Raw genomic sequence first — 16,680 nt, 5'->3', positions numbered from 1 at the left:
GACGGGCAGACTTAGCTGCGCGCCAGGATATAAACACCCACAAGAATGATGCCGATTGCCAGGATCCGCTGCATCGACAGGGTCTCGCCGAACAGATACCAGGCGGCGAACGCATTGACGACGTAGCCCAGCGACAGCATCGGATAGGCAATCGAGACTTCGACGCGCGAGAGCGCCAGAATCCAGACGACCACGCTGATGGCATAGCAGACGAGCCCGCCCATGATCGGCAACTGTGTGGCCAGTTTGATGCCGATCGGGACGATGTTGGCACGCGTGAACTCAAGTGCGCCGATGGTATTGGCGCCCGCCTTGAGCAACAACTGAGCGCACGCGTTGAGCAGCACGCCCGTGAGAATAAGGGAAAACGTCGCGAGATTCATGGAACGTTTGTGAACGTTTGTGAATAATTATGGATGCCGTCATCGGGCCGGGAAAACCCAGGCGGCGTTATTTTACGTTGTCTTCGGGCCAAGGCTTGGAGATTACGACCCGCCTCGCATCGCGCGCGATGATGCGCATCGGCAGATGCTCGGCTTCCAGCTTGCCGAACGTGTCCGGATCGACCAGCGCGAGCGCCTTCGGATCGGCCCGCCAGCGGGCGTAAAAGGCGTCGAGCGTCGGCAACCACTTCTGCGGCTCCTGCTTCACGCCGAACTCCAGCTCATCCGGGTGCTGCACCATGATCATCGTGTGCTCGAGGTAGTAGGGCATGGTGTGATCGAGCACATTCACCGAATAGAACGGCACGTCGGGGCCGAGGCGTTGCATTTCCGCCTTGATGGCTGGCACGAGCAGCACCCCCGTGCTCTGACGGCCGAACACTTCGTGACCCATGCCGCCGATCGTCACGAGCACCAGCATGCCGCCGGCGAACGTCAACAGGGCGCGGCGTGCGCTGTGACGTGCGAGACGCCACGCGACAAGCGTACCGATCAACCCTGCGCCGAGCGCAAAGTACAACCAGACCTGGAACGCCTTGTACAACTCGTTCGGGTTGCGCACGCTGCCGGCACGTCCGACGAAGATGGCGACCATCACCAGCGCGGCGATCAGGAAGATCGCGTAGCCGGCCATGTGCACACGTACGGTATCCCGACGCAACTGCGCCAGATACAAGCCGAAGAGCAGGGCCATCGCCGGGGCGATCGGCAGCAGGTACGAAATCAGCTTCGAGTGCGACGCGCTGAAGAACACGAAGATGAAGGCCGACCACACCCACAGCATCACGGCCGGGGCGAAGCCGTTGGGCTGACGCGGCATGCGCCACGTTGCGCGTAGGGTTCCGGGCAGCACAGACAGCCACGGCAGGAAGCCCACCAGGAACACCGGCACGAAGTACCACGGTGCGCCATCCCGGTTATGGCCTTCCATCGCAAAGCGGCGGAAATGTTCGTTGATGAAGAAGAAGTCGAAGAACTCCGGGTTGCGCATCTGGACGAGCACGAACCAGGGCGTGGCGATCGCGAAGAAGACGATCAGGCCGCTGCCGAGGTAGAGCCGGCGCCACAGGGCCCAGTCGCGGGAGATCACGGTGTAGAGCACCAGCACGGCGCCGGGCAGCACGATGCCGACGAGCCCCTTGCTCAGTACGGCGAGCGCCATGGCGGCCCAGCACAGCCACATCCAGCCGCGCACGGCTGGGCGCCCGATACCGGGGCGTTGCGCCAGCAGCAGCGCGCACAGCGACAGACCCATGAAGAACGACAGGCCCATGTCGAGCACGTTGAAGTGCCCGAGCAGCGACCACAGCGGCGCGGCGGCCAGCGCAGCGGCCGCGAACAGGCCGACGCGGGCATTGAACACGCGGCGTCCCGTAAAGCCGACCATCAGCACGCCGGCAAAGCCGGTCAGGGCGGTCCAGAACCGCGCCTGCCATTCGCCGAGGCCGAAGGCCGCGAACGTAAGCGCGTTCATCCAGGTTTGCAGCGGCGGCTTTTCGAAATACTTGTAACCGTTGTAGCGCGGCGTGATCCAGTCGCCGGTCGTCCACATCTCGCGCGCCATCTCGGCGTAACGGCCTTCGTCGCTGGCAATCAGGTGGCGATAGTCGAGCACGCCGAACCAGACGAGTGCGAACGCGAGGAGCAGCAGCCAGAAGGCGGCAGGCGAGAGCGGGTAGGCCGCTTCCGGCGTGCCGGTGCTGCCGGTGGCGACAGAAGGAAAGGGCGCGGGCGGCGCGAGAGGGTCGGCGGCCGATGGGCCGGAACTGAGCGGGCGGCGGCTCACTCAGTCGCCTCAGTCTCGATGAGCACGGCCAGGACGACGCGGCGTCCCTCGCTCATCAGGATGTTGTACGTGCGGCAGGCGGCTTGCGTGTCCATCGAGTCGACGCCGATGCGCTGGCTGGTCAGCGCCGTGGTCAGGCGCGGATGGGCGAAACGCAGGCGGGCGCCGCTGCCGAAGATGACGACTTCGGGGTCGAGGGCGCGCAGCGCTTCGAAGTGCGAGGCGTCGAGCGCGTCGAAGCGGGACACCGGCCAGGGCAGGACGTCTCCCTCCGGTGCAATGATCACGCTTTCGTCGTAACGAACCTTGTTGACCTCGACATAGCCCGGGCCATAGCCGGTGACCGTGTTCAATGCTGCTTGCGACGGGTCTTGATGCAGTTTCACTTTCGGAGATTCCCTACCCAGTGGTTACCCAGTGGTGGCTGAGCGATCGACAGATCGTCATGGATGCGGCGGGTGACGGACTCGCTAACGGGCGGGCATCTTGCCTTGCATGCCGCAAACCGTCAATGATGCATTGCCGAACTCTGTCATAATTGGCTAAATTATAGCTTTTTGCCGTACGCAGCACGGCAAAACCGTTGCAGTGCGGCATTTTTCACTTCATCCCGCCTGCAACTTCAGCGGATTCCCGGCCTGTCCGGATTCCTGCGTCGCCCGTCAAGACCACAACCGCCGTGAAACCGATCCTCAAATCGCAGAAATTGCAGAATGTCTGCTACGACATTCGTGGGCCCGTGCTCGAACATGCCAAGCGCATGGAAGACGAAGGTCATCGCATCATCAAGCTGAACATCGGCAATCTGGCGCCGTTCGGCTTCGAGCCGCCTGACGAGATTGTCCAGGACATGATCCGCAATCTGCCGAATTCGGCAGGTTACTCCGATTCCCGGGGCGTGTTCGCGGCGCGCAAGGCGATCATGCACTACTGCCAGCAAAAGCGCATCAAGGACGTTCAGCTCGACGACATCTACCTCGGCAACGGGGCGTCCGAGCTGATCGTGATGGCCATGCAGGCACTGCTCAACGACGGCGACGAAGTGCTCGTCCCCGCGCCCGACTATCCGCTCTGGACGGCGGCGGTCAGTCTGTCCGGCGGTACGCCGGTGCATTACATCTGCGACGAGCAGGCCGACTGGCAGCCGGATCTGGCCGACATCCGCAAGAAGATCACGCCGAACACGCGCGCGATCGTCATCATCAACCCGAACAATCCGACCGGCGCGCTCTACTCGGACGAACTCCTCAAGGACATCGTCGCGCTCGCCCGTGAGCACAAGCTCATCATTTACGCCGACGAGATCTACGACAAGATCATTTACGACGGTGAAGAGCACACGTCGATCGGCTCGCTGTCTGAAGACGTCCTCACGATCACCTTCAACGGTCTGTCCAAGAGCTATCGCGCGTGCGGTTACCGCGCGGGCTGGATGGTGGTGTCCGGCGACAAGCGCCCGGCGCGCGACTATATCGAAGGGCTGAACATCCTCGCCTCGATGCGCCTGTGTCCGAACGTGCCGGGCCAGTACGCCATTCAGACAGCGCTGGGCGGCTATCAGAGCATCAAGGACCTGATCGTGCCGGGCGGCCGTCTGTATGAGCAGCGCGAGATCGCGTTCAATATGCTCACTGCCATTCCGGGCGTCACGTGCGTGAAGCCGAAGGCGGCGCTCTATCTGTTCCCGCGTCTGGATCCGGCGGTGTACCCCATCGCCAACGATCAGGACTTCATTCTCCAGCTGCTGCTCGAAGAGAAGGTCCTGCTGGTGCAGGGCAGTGGTTTCAACTGGATGCATCCCGACCATTTCCGCGTAGTGTTCCTGCCTCACGAGGGCGACCTGGAAGACGCCATCAGTCGCATTGCCCGCTTCCTTGACGGTTATCGCCGTCGCCACGGCAAGTGATGCGCGCAACCGATTTCGACTTTTGAGTAAAACTGCATGAAACCGATCAAATTGGGCCTGCTCGGCCTCGGCACGGTAGGCTACGGCGCCTTCCAGGTACTGGCTCGCAACCAGGAAGAAATTCAACGTCGCGCCGGCCGGGGGATCGAGATTACGAAGGTCGCGGTTCGTAACGTCGAACGCGCCAAGGGCCTCGTGGGCCACGCCGCCGTGGTGACCGGCGATCCGTTCGAGGTCGTGAACGACCCCGCCATCGATGTCGTCGTCGAGACCATCGGCGGCTATGACCTTACGAAGGAGCTGGTGCTCAAGGCCATCGAGAACGGCAAGCACGTGGTTACCGCCAACAAGGCGCTGCTGGCCGTGTACGGCAACGAAATCTTCGCTGCCGCGCGCAAGGCCAACGTGATGGTCGCGTTCGAAGCCGCCGTGGCCGGCGGTATTCCCATCATCAAGGCGCTGCGCGAAGGTCTCACGGCCAACCGCATTCAGTGGATCGCCGGCATCATCAATGGCACCACGAACTTCATCCTGTCGGAGATGCGCGACAAGGGCATCGATTTCGACGTCGCACTGGCCGACGCGCAGCGTCTGGGCTACGCGGAAGCCGATCCGACCTTCGACATCGAAGGCGTCGACGCCGCGCACAAGCTCACGCTCATGAGCGCCATCGCGTTCGGCGTGCCGGTGCAGTTCGACCGCGCCTACGTCGAAGGCATCACCAAGCTCGCCGCGCTCGATATCAAGTACGCGGAAGAACTCGGCTATCGCATCAAGCTGCTGGGCATTACGCGTCGTGCGGAAGCCGGCATCGAGCTGCGCGTGCATCCGACGCTGATTCCGGCCAAGCGCCTGATCGCCAACGTGGAAGGCGCCATGAATGCCGTGCTGGTGCAGGGCGACGCCGTGGGCGCCACGCTGTACTACGGCAAGGGCGCGGGCGCCGAGCCGACGGCCTCGGCCGTGGTGGCTGACATCGTGGACGTTACCCGTCTGCAGACGGCTGACCCGGAGCACCGCGTGCCCCATCTGGCGTTCCAGCACGACTCGCTGTCGGACACCCCGGTGCTGCCCATCGACGAAGTCACCACGAGCTACTACCTGCGTCTGCGCGTGGTCGACCGCGCCGGTGTGATGGCGGAACTCACGCGTATTCTGGCCGATCTGGACATCTCCATCGACGCGCTGCTGCAGAAGGAATCGCGCGAAGGCGAGCACCAGACCGACATCATCATCCTGACGCACCAGACGCTGGAAAAGCACATCAATGCGGCCATCGCGAAGATCGAAGCGATGGATACGGTGCTCTCGAAGGTCACGCGTATTCGTATGGAAGCGCTGAGCTGATCTCCACGCCGAGCTGAGCGGGCCCGGAAATCGGGCGCCGCTCGCAAGAACCGATACGACAGGACACGATTCCCATGAAATACATCTCCACGCGCGGTGCGGGCCTGACTTCGGGCGAGCCGCAATCGTTCTCCAGCATTCTGCTCGGCGGCCTGGCCCCGGACGGGGGTCTCTATCTGCCGACGGCATACCCGCAGGTGACGGCCGACGAACTGCGCGCCTGGCGTCAGTTGTCGTACGCCGAACTGGCGGCCCAAGTGCTGACGAAGTTTGCAGGAGACATCCCGGCGGAAGTGCTGGCCGACCTGACGAAGCGCACGTACACCGCCGAGGTGTACCGCAACGTGCGTCCGGGCGAAGACGCTGCGGACATCACGCCGCTGCTGCCGCTGGGCATCGAGAAGGACACGCAGCTCTCGCTGCTGGCGCTCTCGAACGGCCCCACGCTGGCGTTCAAGGACATGGCCATGCAGTTGCTCGGCAATCTGTTCGAGTACGCACTGGCGCAGCATGGCGATGCGCTCAACATTCTGGGGGCGACGTCCGGCGATACGGGGAGCGCGGCCGAGTACGCCATGCGCGGCAAGGAAGGCATTCGCGTCTTCATGCTGTCGCCGGCGGGCAAGATGAGTGCCTTCCAGACCGCACAGATGTACAGTCTGCAAGATCCGAACATCTTCAACCTGGCGGTGGAAGGCGTGTTCGACGATGCGCAGGACATCGTCAAGGCGGTCTCCAACGATCACGCCTACAAGGCGCGCTACAAGATCGGTACCGTCAATTCGATCAACTGGGCGCGCGTCGTGGCGCAGGTCGTTTATTACTTCAAGGGCTACTTCGCAGCCACGGGCGGCAAGTCGGGACAGGACGGCGAAGTGTCGTTCACCGTGCCGTCGGGCAATTTCGGCAACGTCTGCGCTGGTCACATCGCGCGCATGATGGGCCTGCCGATCCGCAAGCTGGTCGTGGCGACCAACGAAAACGACGTGCTCGACGAGTTCTTCCGCACGGGTCGTTACCGCGTGCGCAAGTCGGCCGAAACGTTCCATACCAGCAGCCCGAGCATGGACATCTCGAAGGCATCGAACTTCGAGCGCTTCCTGTTCGATCTGCTGGGCCGCGACGCCACCGCGACGGCCGACCTGCTCTCGAAGGTCGAGCGCGAGGGCGGCTTCGATCTGTCGGGCAGTGAGGCGTTCGCTCGCGTGACCCAGTTCGGCTTTGTGTCCGGACGCAGCACGCACGCGGACCGTCTGGCGACGATTCAGGACGTGGCCAAGCGCTACGACATCGTGATCGATACCCACACGGCCGACGGCGTGAAGGTCGCGCGCGAAGCGCTCGAACCCGGCGTGCCGATGGTCGTGCTGGAGACGGCACAGCCGGCGAAGTTCGCCGAGACGATTCGCGAGGCGTTGCACCGCGAGCCGCCGCGTCCGGCAGGTTTCGAGCAACTCGAGTCGCTGCCGCAGCGTTTCGATACGGTGCCGAACGATGCCGAGCGCGTGAAGGCCTACATCGCGGAGCACACCGGCCTGTGAGCCGTCGTTCCATGAATCGGGCGCCTTATTACGCTTGTTACGCTTTGCGTGCCTTAGCGTTAGGGCGCCCCATGACTTCCGGGCCATTTGCATGCTGAGTACTCAAGAAGCTCTCGACGCGGTGTTGGCCGCGGCGCGTCCGCTCGATTCGCGCGAGACGGTCGATACGCTCGCGGCGAACGGCCGCGTGCTGGCGGCCGATGTCGTCGCCACGCTCGATGTCCCGCCGATGGACACGAGCGCGATGGACGGTTACGCCGTGCGTGTGGCCGATCTGCGCGGCGCCGAGACGGTGTTGCCCGTCTCGCAGCGCATTCCCGCCGGGCACGCTCCGCAGCCGCTCGCCAGCGGCACCGCGGCGCGCATTTTCACGGGAGCGCCGGTGCCGCCGGGCGCGGATGCCGTCGTGATGCAGGAGCAGTGCGAAGCGCGTGACGATGGCTCGGTCGTCATCCGTCATACGCCGCTCGCGGGTGAGTTCGTCAACCGACAGGGCGCCGACATTCGCCGTGACAGCGTGGTGCTGGCAGCCGGTACCCGGTTGCGCGCGCCAGCGCTGGGTCTGGCGGCGTCGGTGGGCATCGCGAAGCTTCAGGTCGCCCGGCGTCTGCGCGTGGCCGTGTTCTTCACCGGCGACGAACTGACGATGCCCGGCGAGCCGTTGCGCGCCGGCAGCATCTACAACTCCAATCGTTTCGTGTTGCGCAGCCTGCTGGAAAATCTGGGCTGCGAGATGACCGATTACGGCATCGTGCCTGACAATCTGGCGGCCACCCGCGCGATCTTGCGCGACGCGGCGCGCGGCAACGACCTGATCATCACGTCAGGCGGTGTCTCGGTCGGCGAGGAAGATCACGTCAAGCCGGCGGTGGAAGCGGAGGGGCGTCTCAATCTGTGGCAGATCGCGCTCAAGCCGGGCAAGCCGCTCGCGTATGGCGAGGTCAACCGGGCGAACGGCGAGACGGCGCATTTCATTGGCCTGCCGGGCAATCCGGTGTCGAGCTTCGTGACCTTCCTGCTGTTCGTGCGCCCGTTTATCCTGCGTTTGCAGGGTGCGGCGAACGTCACGCCGCGCCGCATTGCGATGCGCGCCGATTTCACGCAGAAGAAGGCGGACCGCCGCAACGAGTTCGTGCGCGCCCGCATCAACGATCAGGGCGGCCTCGACGCCTTCCCGAATCAGAGTTCGGCGGTGCTGACCTCGACCGTCTGGGGCGATGGTCTCATCGACAATCCGCCGGAGCACCGCATCGAAGCGGGGCAGACGGTGGCGTTCCTGCCGTTCTCCGACCTTCTATATTGAGAGACAGGGGTGCAGCCCGCAAACCCGGGCGGCACGCCGGACAGACTATGCAGATCGATCTTCGCTTTTTCGCCAGTGTCCGCGAGGCGCTGAATGTCGCTGAGGAACATGTGGACGCGGTGCCCGCAGGGGTTGCCACGGTGGGAGACGTGCGCGAATGGCTGTGCACGCGTGGCCCGGTCTGGGCCGAGACGCTCGGGCCGCAACGCTCGTTGCGCATGGCGTTGAACCACACGATGGTGCCGGCGTCCACCCGCCTGACCGAGGGTTGCGAAGTCGCATTCTTCCCGCCGGTGACCGGCGGTTGAGCTAGAGGGAACGAGATTCCATGCCGATTCGTGTTCAGACTGAAGATTTCGACCTGTCGGAGGAAATCCGGCGTTTGCGGGCGGACGATCTGCGCGTGGGCGCTGTGGCGACCTTCGTGGGTACCGTGCGCGACCTGAACGACGGCAAGGATGTCTCGCGCATGACGCTCGAACACTACCCGGGCATGACGGAAAAGGCGCTGGAGGCCATCGTCGTGCAGGCGCGCGAACGCTGGCGTCTGTTCGATGCGCTGGTGATCCACCGTTATGGCGAACTGGGGCCGGGCGATCAGATCGTACTGGTGGCCGTGACCTCGGCGCATCGCGGAGATGCGTTTGCCGCGTGCGAATTCATCATGGACTATCTGAAGACCGAAGCGCCGTTCTGGAAGAAGGAATCGACGCCGCAGGGCGAACGCTGGGTCGACGCCCGCGAGACCGATACCGCCGCCCGTGAGCGCTGGGTGAGTGGCGAGAAGTCCTGAGACGACTTTGAGCGCCCTTTAGCGTCCCTTAACGGTTCCTAAACCGTCAACCGTCCCTTGGCCGCAGGTCACTCATGTGGCCGTGCCGGCCGCCGCTGCTTGATGCTGTCGAGCAGCGCCCGTTGCGCCGGCGGCAGCGTGTATTCCCATCCGAACAGGTTCAACTGAAGGCTTTCCGCGATCCGGATCGCCGGTTCCGCGAAGGCGAAGGCGGCCTGCGGTTCGAACAGCTTGTCCAGCGTGTCGAAGAAGAGGGCGAGCCAGCGGCTGAAGTGCTCGCCGCTCAGATGACCGAAGGGCTGATGGGCCTGCGTCACATTGCCGCGGTAGCGTTTGGCCCCGAGCACAATGCTTGACCAGAACGCCACCATTTTCTCCAGATGCATGTCCCAGCGACCTTCGAGCGCCTGCCGAAAGACGGGGCCGAGCAGGTCGTCGTCACGAATGCGCCCGTAGAACGTATGGACGAGCAGGCGCACGGCGTCTTCGTCGATTTCGGACAGGCGGGCCGCAGGCCATTCGAGGGGGGGCGGGGCGCCCGGATCGTTGGCTTCGGCGGTGATTTGGCGGGAAATCTGGGTAGACATGTCGACGGACAGCCGAGCCCGCCGTGACGGGAATCCGGGCTTCCGGCCGTCAGGAGGACGCATGGTGCGGTGTGCTGAAAGTGGCTATTATGAGCCTCAAACCCGGGCGTGTCCTGCGGTTGCCTCAAGGCATGCGCCCAGCGCACGCGCCCGACGCAGCCAACGCACCGAGAGGGCGCCATGCCCTCGCAACAAGCCCTGAAGCCGGCCCTCGTCCGGCATTGCGCGAAATGTCAAATGTCGCGCTGTAATGCCCCTTGAAACCACAGGGGATTGTCCGCACATCCGATCCAGAGAGATTTCTTACCGGAGCACTAGATGCGACAAGACAAATTCACCACGCAGTTCCTGGAAGCGCTGGCTGATGCCCAAAGCATGGCAGTCGGTCGCGACCAGCAATACATCGAGCCGCTGCACCTCCTCGCCGCGCTGATCGCACAACCCGAGGGCGCCGCGCGCTCGCTGCTGCAACGCGCAGGCGTTCAGGTTCAGCCGCTGGCGCATGACATCGAGACGGCGCTGGCCAAGCTGCCGCAGGTGCAGGGCACCGACGGCAATGTGCAGGTTAGCCGCGACCTCGCAGGCCTGCTCAATCAGGCCGACAAAGAAGCGCAGAAGCATGGCGACAGCTATATCGCCAGCGAAATGTTCCTGCTCGCGCTCGCCGACGACAAGGGCGAGACGGGCAAGCTGGCTCGCGCACGCGGCCTGACCCGCAAATCGCTGGAAGCCGCCATCGAAGGCGTGCGCGGCGGCGCTTCCGTCGATAGTCAGGATGCCGAAGGGCAGCGCGAAGCGCTCAAGAAATACACGCTTGACCTGACCGAGCGCGCGGCTGCCGGCAAGCTCGATCCGGTGATCGGCCGCGACGACGAAATTCGTCGCACGATCCAGATCCTGCAACGCCGCACGAAGAACAACCCGGTGCTCATCGGCGAGCCGGGCGTGGGCAAGACGGCCATTGTGGAAGGCCTTGCCCAGCGTATCGTCAACGGCGAAGTGCCGGAGTCGCTCAAGAACAAGCGCGTGCTCGCGCTCGACATGGCCGGGTTGCTGGCCGGCGCGAAGTTCCGCGGCGAGTTCGAAGAGCGTCTGAAGAGCGTGCTGAACGACATTGCCAAGGACGAAGGCCGCACGATCCTTTTCATCGACGAAATTCATACGATGGTCGGTGCAGGCAAGGCCGAAGGCGCGATGGATGCGGGCAACATGCTCAAGCCGGCGCTCGCGCGCGGCGAGCTGCATTGCATCGGCGCGACCACGCTGGACGAATATCGGAAGTACATCGAGAAGGATGCCGCGCTGGAGCGCCGTTTCCAGAAGGTGCTCGTCGAAGAGCCGAGCGTCGAGGCGACCATCGCCATCTTGCGTGGCTTGCAGGAAAAATACGAACTGCACCACGGCGTGGAGATCACCGACCCGGCCATCGTGGCAGCGGCGGAGCTGAGCCAGCGCTACATCACCGATCGCTTCCTGCCGGACAAGGCCATCGACCTGATCGATGAGGCGGCGTCGAAGATCAAGATGGAAATCGATTCAAAGCCGGAAGTGATGGACAAGCTCGACCGTCGTCTCATCCAGTTGAAGATCGAACGCGAAGCCGTCAAGAAGGAAACGGACGAAGCCTCGCAGAAGCGTCTGGCGTTGATCGAGGAAGAGATTTCGCGTCTGGAGCGCGAATACGCCGATCTCGAAGAGGTGTGGACGGCCGAGAAGGCCGCCGTGCAGGGCAGCGCGCAGGTCAAGGAAGAGATCGACCGTGTGCGTGCCGAGATCGCAAAGCTGCAACGCGAAGGCAAGCTCGACAAGGTCGCTGAGCTGCAATACGGCAAGCTGCCGCAACTCGAAGCCCAGTTGAAGGATGCCGACGCCGCCGAAGCCGCGGGACAGCAGTCGCAGCCGCGTCTGTTGCGCACGCAGGTGGGCACGGAAGAAATCGCCGAGGTCATCTCGCGTGCCACGGGCATTCCTGTGTCGAAGATGATGCAGGGCGAGCGCGAAAAGCTGCTCAACATGGAAGTCAAGCTGCACGAGCGTGTGGTGGGGCAGGACGAGGCGATTACCGCCGTGGCCGACGCCATCCGCCGTTCGCGCGCCGGGTTGTCGGATCCGAACCGTCCGTATGGTTCGTTCCTGTTCCTGGGGCCGACCGGTGTGGGCAAGACCGAGCTGTGCAAGGCGCTCGCCATGTTCCTGTTCGATTCGGAGGATCACCTCATTCGCATCGACATGAGCGAGTTCATGGAGAAGCACAGCGTGGCGCGTCTGATCGGGGCGCCGCCGGGCTACGTCGGCTATGAGGAAGGCGGTTATCTGACGGAAGCCGTGCGTCGCAAGCCGTACAGCGTGATCCTGCTCGACGAGGTCGAAAAGGCGCACCCGGATGTCTTCAACGTGCTGTTGCAAGTGCTCGACGATGGCCGGATGACCGATGGTCAGGGGCGCACCGTGGACTTCAAGAACACGGTGATCGTGATGACGTCGAACCTCGGGTCGTCGATGATTCAGTCGATGGTCGGCGAGCCGCAGGAACGGATCAAGGACGCGGTGTGGACGGAGATCAAGGATCACTTCCGTCCCGAGTTCCTGAACCGGATCGACGAAGTCGTGGTGTTCCACGGACTCGACCAGAAGCACATCGAGTCGATTGCCACGATCCAGATCGAGATTCTGCGTCGACGTCTGGCGAAGCTCGACATGAATCTCGAAGTCACCAAGGCGGCGCTCACGCATGTGGCGCGAGAGGGCTTCGATCCGGTGTTCGGGGCGCGTCCGCTCAAGCGGGCGATTCAGCAGGAGATCGAGAACCCGGTCGCCAAGCTGGTGCTCGCGGGCAAGTTCGGGCCGAAGGACACGATCCCGGTCGACTGGCGTAATGGTCGCTTCACTTTCGAGGGCGAATCCGCCGCGAAGGTGAGCGAGCAGACCGAAGCCGCCGCCGAGTAAGGCGTCGGCCGGCGTTATCGCCGGAAATGCAGGTCGTCATCCCCGCGCTTCGCAAGGAGCGCGGGGATTTTTTTCACCGCGTTGCGATAGCTGACAGCCCAGTCGGTCCCTCGCCGGACGGTCGGCGGCTCGCGTGCATCGTCATGTCACAATCCTCGGCGAAAATGCGCGACCGCTGCGGTCCTTGCGGTTGCTGCCACTGCCGTCACCATCGGATAGTGGCCGGACGCCATGGGTGCCGCCGGAACGACCGCTGTCATTCGCGCCATCCGGCAACCGTTGGCGAGGATCGCCGTCCGTTCGTCGCAAGCCGGGTGTGCCGGGTGCGCCCGCGTCCTATCGTCACGCCATGAATCAACCTGACGAGGACATCATGGCGACGATAGTGGCGATGCATCTGGGGGCGGCGGTGACGGCGTTGCTGGTGGGGGCAGGCATTCTGCTCATGCCGCGAGGCACACCGCGACATCGGTGGCTGGGGCGTCTGTGGGTCGTGGCGATGGCCGCGACTGCCGCGACGAGCTTCGGTATTCGCGAACTGGAGAAGGGCCATTTTTCGTGGCTGCACGCGCTCGCCATGTACGTGCTGGTGAGTCTGGTGTTTGCCGTGAGGGCGATCCGGCAGCACCACGTCGCCGCGCATCGCCGACAGATGCTCGGCCTGTACGCCGGGCTGGCGATTGCGGGCATTGCGGCCGTCGTGGTGCCGGGGCGCACGCTCAGCATCGCGCTCGCCCAAGTGTGGCAACATGACGTACCGCCGGGGGGATCTCCCGCGCCGGGGCACACCGATGCCCGGCATGGCGGCGATAGCGATAAGCAGGCAGGTGCATTAAAACAGACGCAAATTACGCCGCATAAACCAACGCAAACCCTCATGACGTCCGCATCGACGGTTGAGAACGACGCAGCCGCTGCGACGTGGATCGCGGCAGCGGGAGGGGCAGGGCAATGAGTTCGACGATGAAATCTCCCTCATCCGTACAGACTGAGCATGCCGGCGCTCTCGGGACGTCGCACGGCCACGGGCATCGCTTCGTTCGCGAGCTGGCCGGCGTCCTGCTGTTCAATACGGTCGTGGCGTTCCTGCTGTGGGTGATCGGCTTCGGCGGCACGTTCTGGCAGAACCTTGTCTTCAGTCAGTGCATCGGCATTGCCATCACACTGTTCATCGACGGTGGCCGCCGGGTGATCTGGGGCGACGCCCGACCATCGATGCCGTGGTTCCTGACGCTCGTCGTCGGCGGCTGTTTCGCCGGCCTGGTATTGGGCATTGCGACGGGCACGGCGTTGCTGGGACTGCCGCTGTCGATGTGGCGGCCCGTGAACGGTCATGCGTTGCCGCTGGCGCTGCTGGTTGCGCTGATCGCCTCGGCGATCGGCAGTTATCACGGCTGGTCGCGGGCGCGTATCGCACAGTTGCGGGAAGCGGCGGCGCAGCAGACATTGCGTGAGGCGGCGGCCGACAGGCAATTGGCGCATGCCCGCCTTCAGACACTGCAAGCGCAACTGGAACCTCACTTTCTGTTCAATGTGCTCGCGAATCTCGACTCGCTCATCGCGAGCGATCCGGCGCGGGCGCGCGTGCTGCTTGGGCATCTCAACCGGTTCCTGCGTGCCTCGCTTGCGGCGACCCGTGCCGATGCGACGACACTCGCCGACGAGTTTGCGCTGCTCGACGCCTTACTGGCGATTCAGCAGGTACGTTTCGGCGAGCGTTTGCGTTATACGTTCGATCTGCCGGACGAATGTCGCGCGGTGAGTCTTCCGCCGCTGCTCGTGCAGCCGCTGGTCGAGAACGCAGTCAAACATGGTGTGGAACCGCTGTCCACGGGCGCGACGGTGACCGTGAGCGCCCGGCTGGAGCGTGCTGGGAGCGGTGAAGCATCTGGCATGACGTCCGGCGTGGCATCCGGCATAAGGTCCGATGTGACGTATGTCGTGCTTCGCGTAGCAGACGACGGCGCAGGTTTCGCCGTCGACACGGCCATGGCGTCTGGCGGAATCGATACCGACCGTTCTGCACGTACCGCTGGTATCGGTCTGACGAATATTCGGGAGCGCTTGCGGGTGCTCTATGGCGACGAGGCGCGCCTCACGCTCAGTGAAGGCGTGCCGCAGGGTGTCGTCGCAACGCTGCGTTTGCCGGTGAGGGCGTCCGTAGGTGCGGACGCCGTCGGCAGTGCAAGCGGTACCCAGGTTTCTAGTCGCAGAGAGTGGAGTGCATGACATCCCCCGTCGCCCTGATTGCCGAAGACGAACCGTTGCTCGCCGACGCGCTGCGCGCCATGCTCGCGCAGGCGTGGCCGGAGTTGCAAGTGCTGCCCGACGCGTCGGACGGCACGTCGGCGATTGCCGCCATTGCGCAAGCGCGTCCGGATGTCGTGTTTCTCGACATCTCGATGCCCGGGGCAACCGGCATCGACGTCGCCCGCGCTTGCGCCCGCCTGACCCATCCGCCGCAAATCGTGTTCGTGACGGCTTTCGACCGCTACGCGCTCGATGCCTTCGACGCCGCTGCCATCGACTATCTGCTCAAGCCAGTCGAGCCGGAGCGACTCGCGCGGACGGTGGCACGTGTACGCGAGCGCCTGGCTGCTCCAACCGGTGACACGCTTTCCCAACTGCTGACCACGCTGCGCGCGCATCTGGAGACCGTGCCGTCAGCGACGGCTACGATAATCGGCGCGCCGGGGGCGAAGGGTGAGAATGATGCGCATGACCGTCATGGGGCCAGCGGTGCGAATCGTGTGCGAGGCACGAAGCCGACGGATGGCGCCACTGGCGAACTCCGGGCGCCGACGATGCCACAAGCCCCTCGCGAGTACCTGCAATTCGTGCGGGCTTCCGTGCGCGACGAGATCCGCATCGTGCCGGTCGAGGAAATCTGCTTTTTCGAAGCGGCGGATAAATACGTCGTCGTGGCAACGGTCGATGGCGATCTGCTGATTCGCACGAGTCTGCGCGAACTGCTGCCGCAGCTCGATCCGTCGCGTTTCTGGCAAGTGCATCGCAGTACCGTGGTCAATGTGGGCGAGGTCGTCAGCGCGCAGCACACGCCGCTCGGTCGTCTGACCCTCAAGCTCAAGCGACGAAAAGACCGCGTGGCCGTCAGTCGTCAGTACGCTCACCTGTTCCGCCAGATGTGATGTCCGGCGGCGTGGCGAAGAAATCGGTCGGGGTGCGTCCGAAGGTGCGTTTGAACATCGCGGAAAACGCGCTCTGACTCCGATAGCCCAGTTCGCGGGCGATGCGAGCCAGCGGGTAGCCCTTCGAGGCAAGCGGAATCGCCTGCGCCAGGACAGCCTGCTGGCGCCACTGCACGAAGCTCATATTCAGTTCCTGCCGGAACAGGCGTCCGATGGTGCGCGGGCTCGCACCGGCATATCGTGCCCATTGATCGAGCGTCCAGGCGCGCGCCGGGTCGGCGAGCATCGCGTTGCAAAGCGTGAGCAGCCGTTTGTCGCGCGGCAGAGGCACCTCCAGCGGTAGCGGCGACGCGCGGCGTAATTCGTCCAGAATCAAACCGCCGAGCATTTGCTCGCGTGGCGTGTCGAGGTCCTCGTCGGGGACGTCGATGGCGGCGATGAGTTCGCGCAGCAACGGCGAGACTTCCACCACACGACAGTGATCGAGGCCCGAAGGAATGACCTCGGGATGCACGTAAAGCGTTCGCAGATACGACGGCTCATTGACCTGAAGGCTGTGCTCGATATCGGGCGGAATCCAGATGGCGCGCGACGGCGGGACGATCCACGCGGCGTCTGCAACGGCGATCTGGATGACGCCGCGCGGCGTGTAGGCGACCTGCGCCCAGGCGTGTCGATGGTTGGGCACGCGAATGCCGTCGCTCAACGGCCGCGCACGCAAGCGTACCGGGCGCGCTCGCGTCGGCGCGAAGGCTTCGGGCACGACATAGCTGTCGAACTCGCTTTGGATGGCGGTGGGCGGCTCGGCATCCATCGGACCGGATGGCTCGGGCGCAAGATTCGGCATGGCGTGATCGCGACAATTGGGATTTTTGTAAG

Annotated in this window: 15 protein-coding genes; 10 read left to right on the top strand and 5 right to left on the bottom strand. The window is 64.1% G+C overall.

Going from position 1 to position 16,680, the window contains the following annotated elements; translation table 11 throughout:
• Positions 1-11: 11 nt before the first annotated feature.
• The 3 genes from C5N93_RS26475 to C5N93_RS26465 all read right to left on the bottom strand — a co-directional run bounded on the left by C5N93_RS26475 (position 12) and on the right by C5N93_RS26465 (position 2,615).
• Positions 12-383, bottom strand: coding sequence for an SMR family transporter (locus C5N93_RS26475; RefSeq protein ID WP_069344931.1), 372 nt, complete (start codon positions 381-383; stop codon positions 12-14).
• A 67-nt stretch (positions 384-450) separates the two neighbouring features.
• Positions 451-2,229, bottom strand: coding sequence for a glycosyltransferase family 39 protein (locus C5N93_RS26470; RefSeq protein WP_242561604.1), 1,779 nt, complete (start codon positions 2,227-2,229; stop codon positions 451-453).
• Positions 2,226-2,615, bottom strand: coding sequence for an Mth938-like domain-containing protein (locus C5N93_RS26465; RefSeq protein ID WP_150723063.1), 390 nt, complete (start codon positions 2,613-2,615; stop codon positions 2,226-2,228). The genes C5N93_RS26470 and C5N93_RS26465 overlap by 4 nt, the downstream gene beginning before the upstream one ends.
• Positions 2,616-2,875: 260 nt before the next feature.
• On the opposite strand from C5N93_RS26465, the gene C5N93_RS26460 reads away from it, so the two are divergent.
• From C5N93_RS26460 to moaE, 6 genes are all read left to right on the top strand, one after another.
• Entirely contained in the window at positions 2,876-4,135 is a 1,260-nt protein-coding gene (locus C5N93_RS26460) for a pyridoxal phosphate-dependent aminotransferase (protein ID WP_347403328.1), read from the top strand.
• 36 nt (positions 4,136-4,171) lie between these two features.
• Positions 4,172-5,482 carry a homoserine dehydrogenase gene (locus C5N93_RS26455; protein WP_069344935.1) on the top strand — a complete coding sequence of 437 codons (1,311 nt, stop codon included), beginning with the start codon at positions 4,172-4,174 and terminating at the stop codon, positions 5,480-5,482.
• A gap of 74 nt (positions 5,483-5,556) precedes the next feature.
• A complete protein-coding gene (gene thrC, locus C5N93_RS26450) occupies positions 5,557-7,023 on the top strand; it encodes a threonine synthase (protein WP_242561602.1) in 1,467 nt (488 codons plus the stop codon).
• 91 nt (positions 7,024-7,114) lie between these two features.
• Positions 7,115-8,326 carry a gephyrin-like molybdotransferase Glp gene (gene glp, locus C5N93_RS26445; RefSeq protein ID WP_242561601.1) on the top strand — a complete coding sequence of 404 codons (1,212 nt, stop codon included), beginning with the start codon at positions 7,115-7,117 and terminating at the stop codon, positions 8,324-8,326.
• A 47-nt stretch (positions 8,327-8,373) separates the two neighbouring features.
• Positions 8,374-8,634, top strand: a complete 261-nt coding sequence (moaD, locus tag C5N93_RS26440; protein WP_150723066.1) for a molybdopterin converting factor subunit 1 — start codon at positions 8,374-8,376, stop codon at positions 8,632-8,634.
• 20 nt (positions 8,635-8,654) lie between these two features.
• The gene (gene moaE, locus C5N93_RS26435; protein ID WP_242561600.1) at positions 8,655-9,119 is read left to right on the top strand and encodes a molybdopterin synthase catalytic subunit MoaE; all 465 of its coding nucleotides are present in this window, start codon (positions 8,655-8,657) and stop codon (positions 9,117-9,119) included.
• A gap of 68 nt (positions 9,120-9,187) precedes the next feature.
• On the opposite strand, the gene C5N93_RS26430 is transcribed toward moaE, so the two are convergent.
• The gene (locus C5N93_RS26430; protein ID WP_242561599.1) at positions 9,188-9,706 is read right to left on the bottom strand and encodes a group III truncated hemoglobin; all 519 of its coding nucleotides are present in this window, start codon (positions 9,704-9,706) and stop codon (positions 9,188-9,190) included.
• Between the two features lie 318 nt (positions 9,707-10,024).
• On the opposite strand from C5N93_RS26430, the gene clpB reads away from it, so the two are divergent.
• The 4 genes from clpB (at position 10,025) to C5N93_RS26410 (ending at position 15,801) form a co-directional block, all read left to right on the top strand.
• Complete coding sequence (clpB, locus tag C5N93_RS26425; RefSeq protein WP_242561598.1) at positions 10,025-12,652, top strand: ATP-dependent chaperone ClpB; 2,628 nt, start codon at positions 10,025-10,027, stop codon at positions 12,650-12,652.
• Positions 12,653-13,001: 349 nt separating this feature from the next.
• Positions 13,002-13,607 carry a DUF2306 domain-containing protein gene (locus tag C5N93_RS26420; RefSeq protein WP_242561597.1) on the top strand — a complete coding sequence of 202 codons (606 nt, stop codon included), beginning with the start codon at positions 13,002-13,004 and terminating at the stop codon, positions 13,605-13,607.
• Positions 13,608-13,615: 8 nt separating this feature from the next.
• Entirely contained in the window at positions 13,616-14,881 is a 1,266-nt protein-coding gene (locus tag C5N93_RS26415) for a histidine kinase (protein ID WP_242561596.1), read from the top strand.
• A complete protein-coding gene (locus C5N93_RS26410) occupies positions 14,878-15,801 on the top strand; it encodes a LytTR family DNA-binding domain-containing protein (RefSeq protein ID WP_242561595.1) in 924 nt (307 codons plus the stop codon). Before C5N93_RS26415 ends, C5N93_RS26410 begins: the two co-directional genes overlap by 4 nt.
• On the opposite strand, the gene C5N93_RS26405 is transcribed toward C5N93_RS26410, so the two are convergent.
• The gene (locus C5N93_RS26405) at positions 15,764-16,615 is read right to left on the bottom strand and encodes a helix-turn-helix transcriptional regulator (protein ID WP_242561621.1); all 852 of its coding nucleotides are present in this window, start codon (positions 16,613-16,615) and stop codon (positions 15,764-15,766) included. The two genes, C5N93_RS26410 and C5N93_RS26405, sit on opposite strands and share 38 nt — an antisense overlap.
• Positions 16,616-16,680 lie beyond the last annotated feature (65 nt).

The organism is Pandoraea sp. LA3 (genome assembly GCF_022696215.1).
GTDB classification, from domain to species: Bacteria; Pseudomonadota; Gammaproteobacteria; order Burkholderiales; family Burkholderiaceae; genus Pandoraea; species Pandoraea capi.
This window is presented reverse-complemented; position numbering and strand designations above follow the sequence as displayed.

Bases quoted from the DNA above. Each gene is read 5' to 3' on its own strand.
- C5N93_RS26475 (WP_069344931.1), bottom strand. From the start codon at position 383: ATGAATCTCGCGACGTTTTCCCTTATTCTCACGGGCGTGCTGCTCAAC.
- moaD (WP_150723066.1), top strand. From the start codon at position 8,374: ATGCAGATCGATCTTCGCTTTTTCGCCAGTGTCCGCGAGGCGCTGAAT.
- C5N93_RS26420 (WP_242561597.1), top strand. From the start codon at position 13,002: ATGAATCAACCTGACGAGGACATCATGGCGACGATAGTGGCGATGCAT.
- moaE (WP_242561600.1), top strand. From the start codon at position 8,655: ATGCCGATTCGTGTTCAGACTGAAGATTTCGACCTGTCGGAGGAAATC.
- thrC (WP_242561602.1), top strand. From the start codon at position 5,557: ATGAAATACATCTCCACGCGCGGTGCGGGCCTGACTTCGGGCGAGCCG.
- clpB (WP_242561598.1), top strand. From the start codon at position 10,025: ATGCGACAAGACAAATTCACCACGCAGTTCCTGGAAGCGCTGGCTGAT.
- C5N93_RS26405 (WP_242561621.1), bottom strand. From the start codon at position 16,615: ATGGATGCCGAGCCGCCCACCGCCATCCAAAGCGAGTTCGACAGCTAT.
- C5N93_RS26455 (WP_069344935.1), top strand. From the start codon at position 4,172: ATGAAACCGATCAAATTGGGCCTGCTCGGCCTCGGCACGGTAGGCTAC.
- glp (WP_242561601.1), top strand. From the start codon at position 7,115: ATGCTGAGTACTCAAGAAGCTCTCGACGCGGTGTTGGCCGCGGCGCGT.
- C5N93_RS26410 (WP_242561595.1), top strand. From the start codon at position 14,878: ATGACATCCCCCGTCGCCCTGATTGCCGAAGACGAACCGTTGCTCGCC.
- C5N93_RS26430 (WP_242561599.1), bottom strand. From the start codon at position 9,706: ATGTCTACCCAGATTTCCCGCCAAATCACCGCCGAAGCCAACGATCCG.
- C5N93_RS26415 (WP_242561596.1), top strand. From the start codon at position 13,616: ATGAAATCTCCCTCATCCGTACAGACTGAGCATGCCGGCGCTCTCGGG.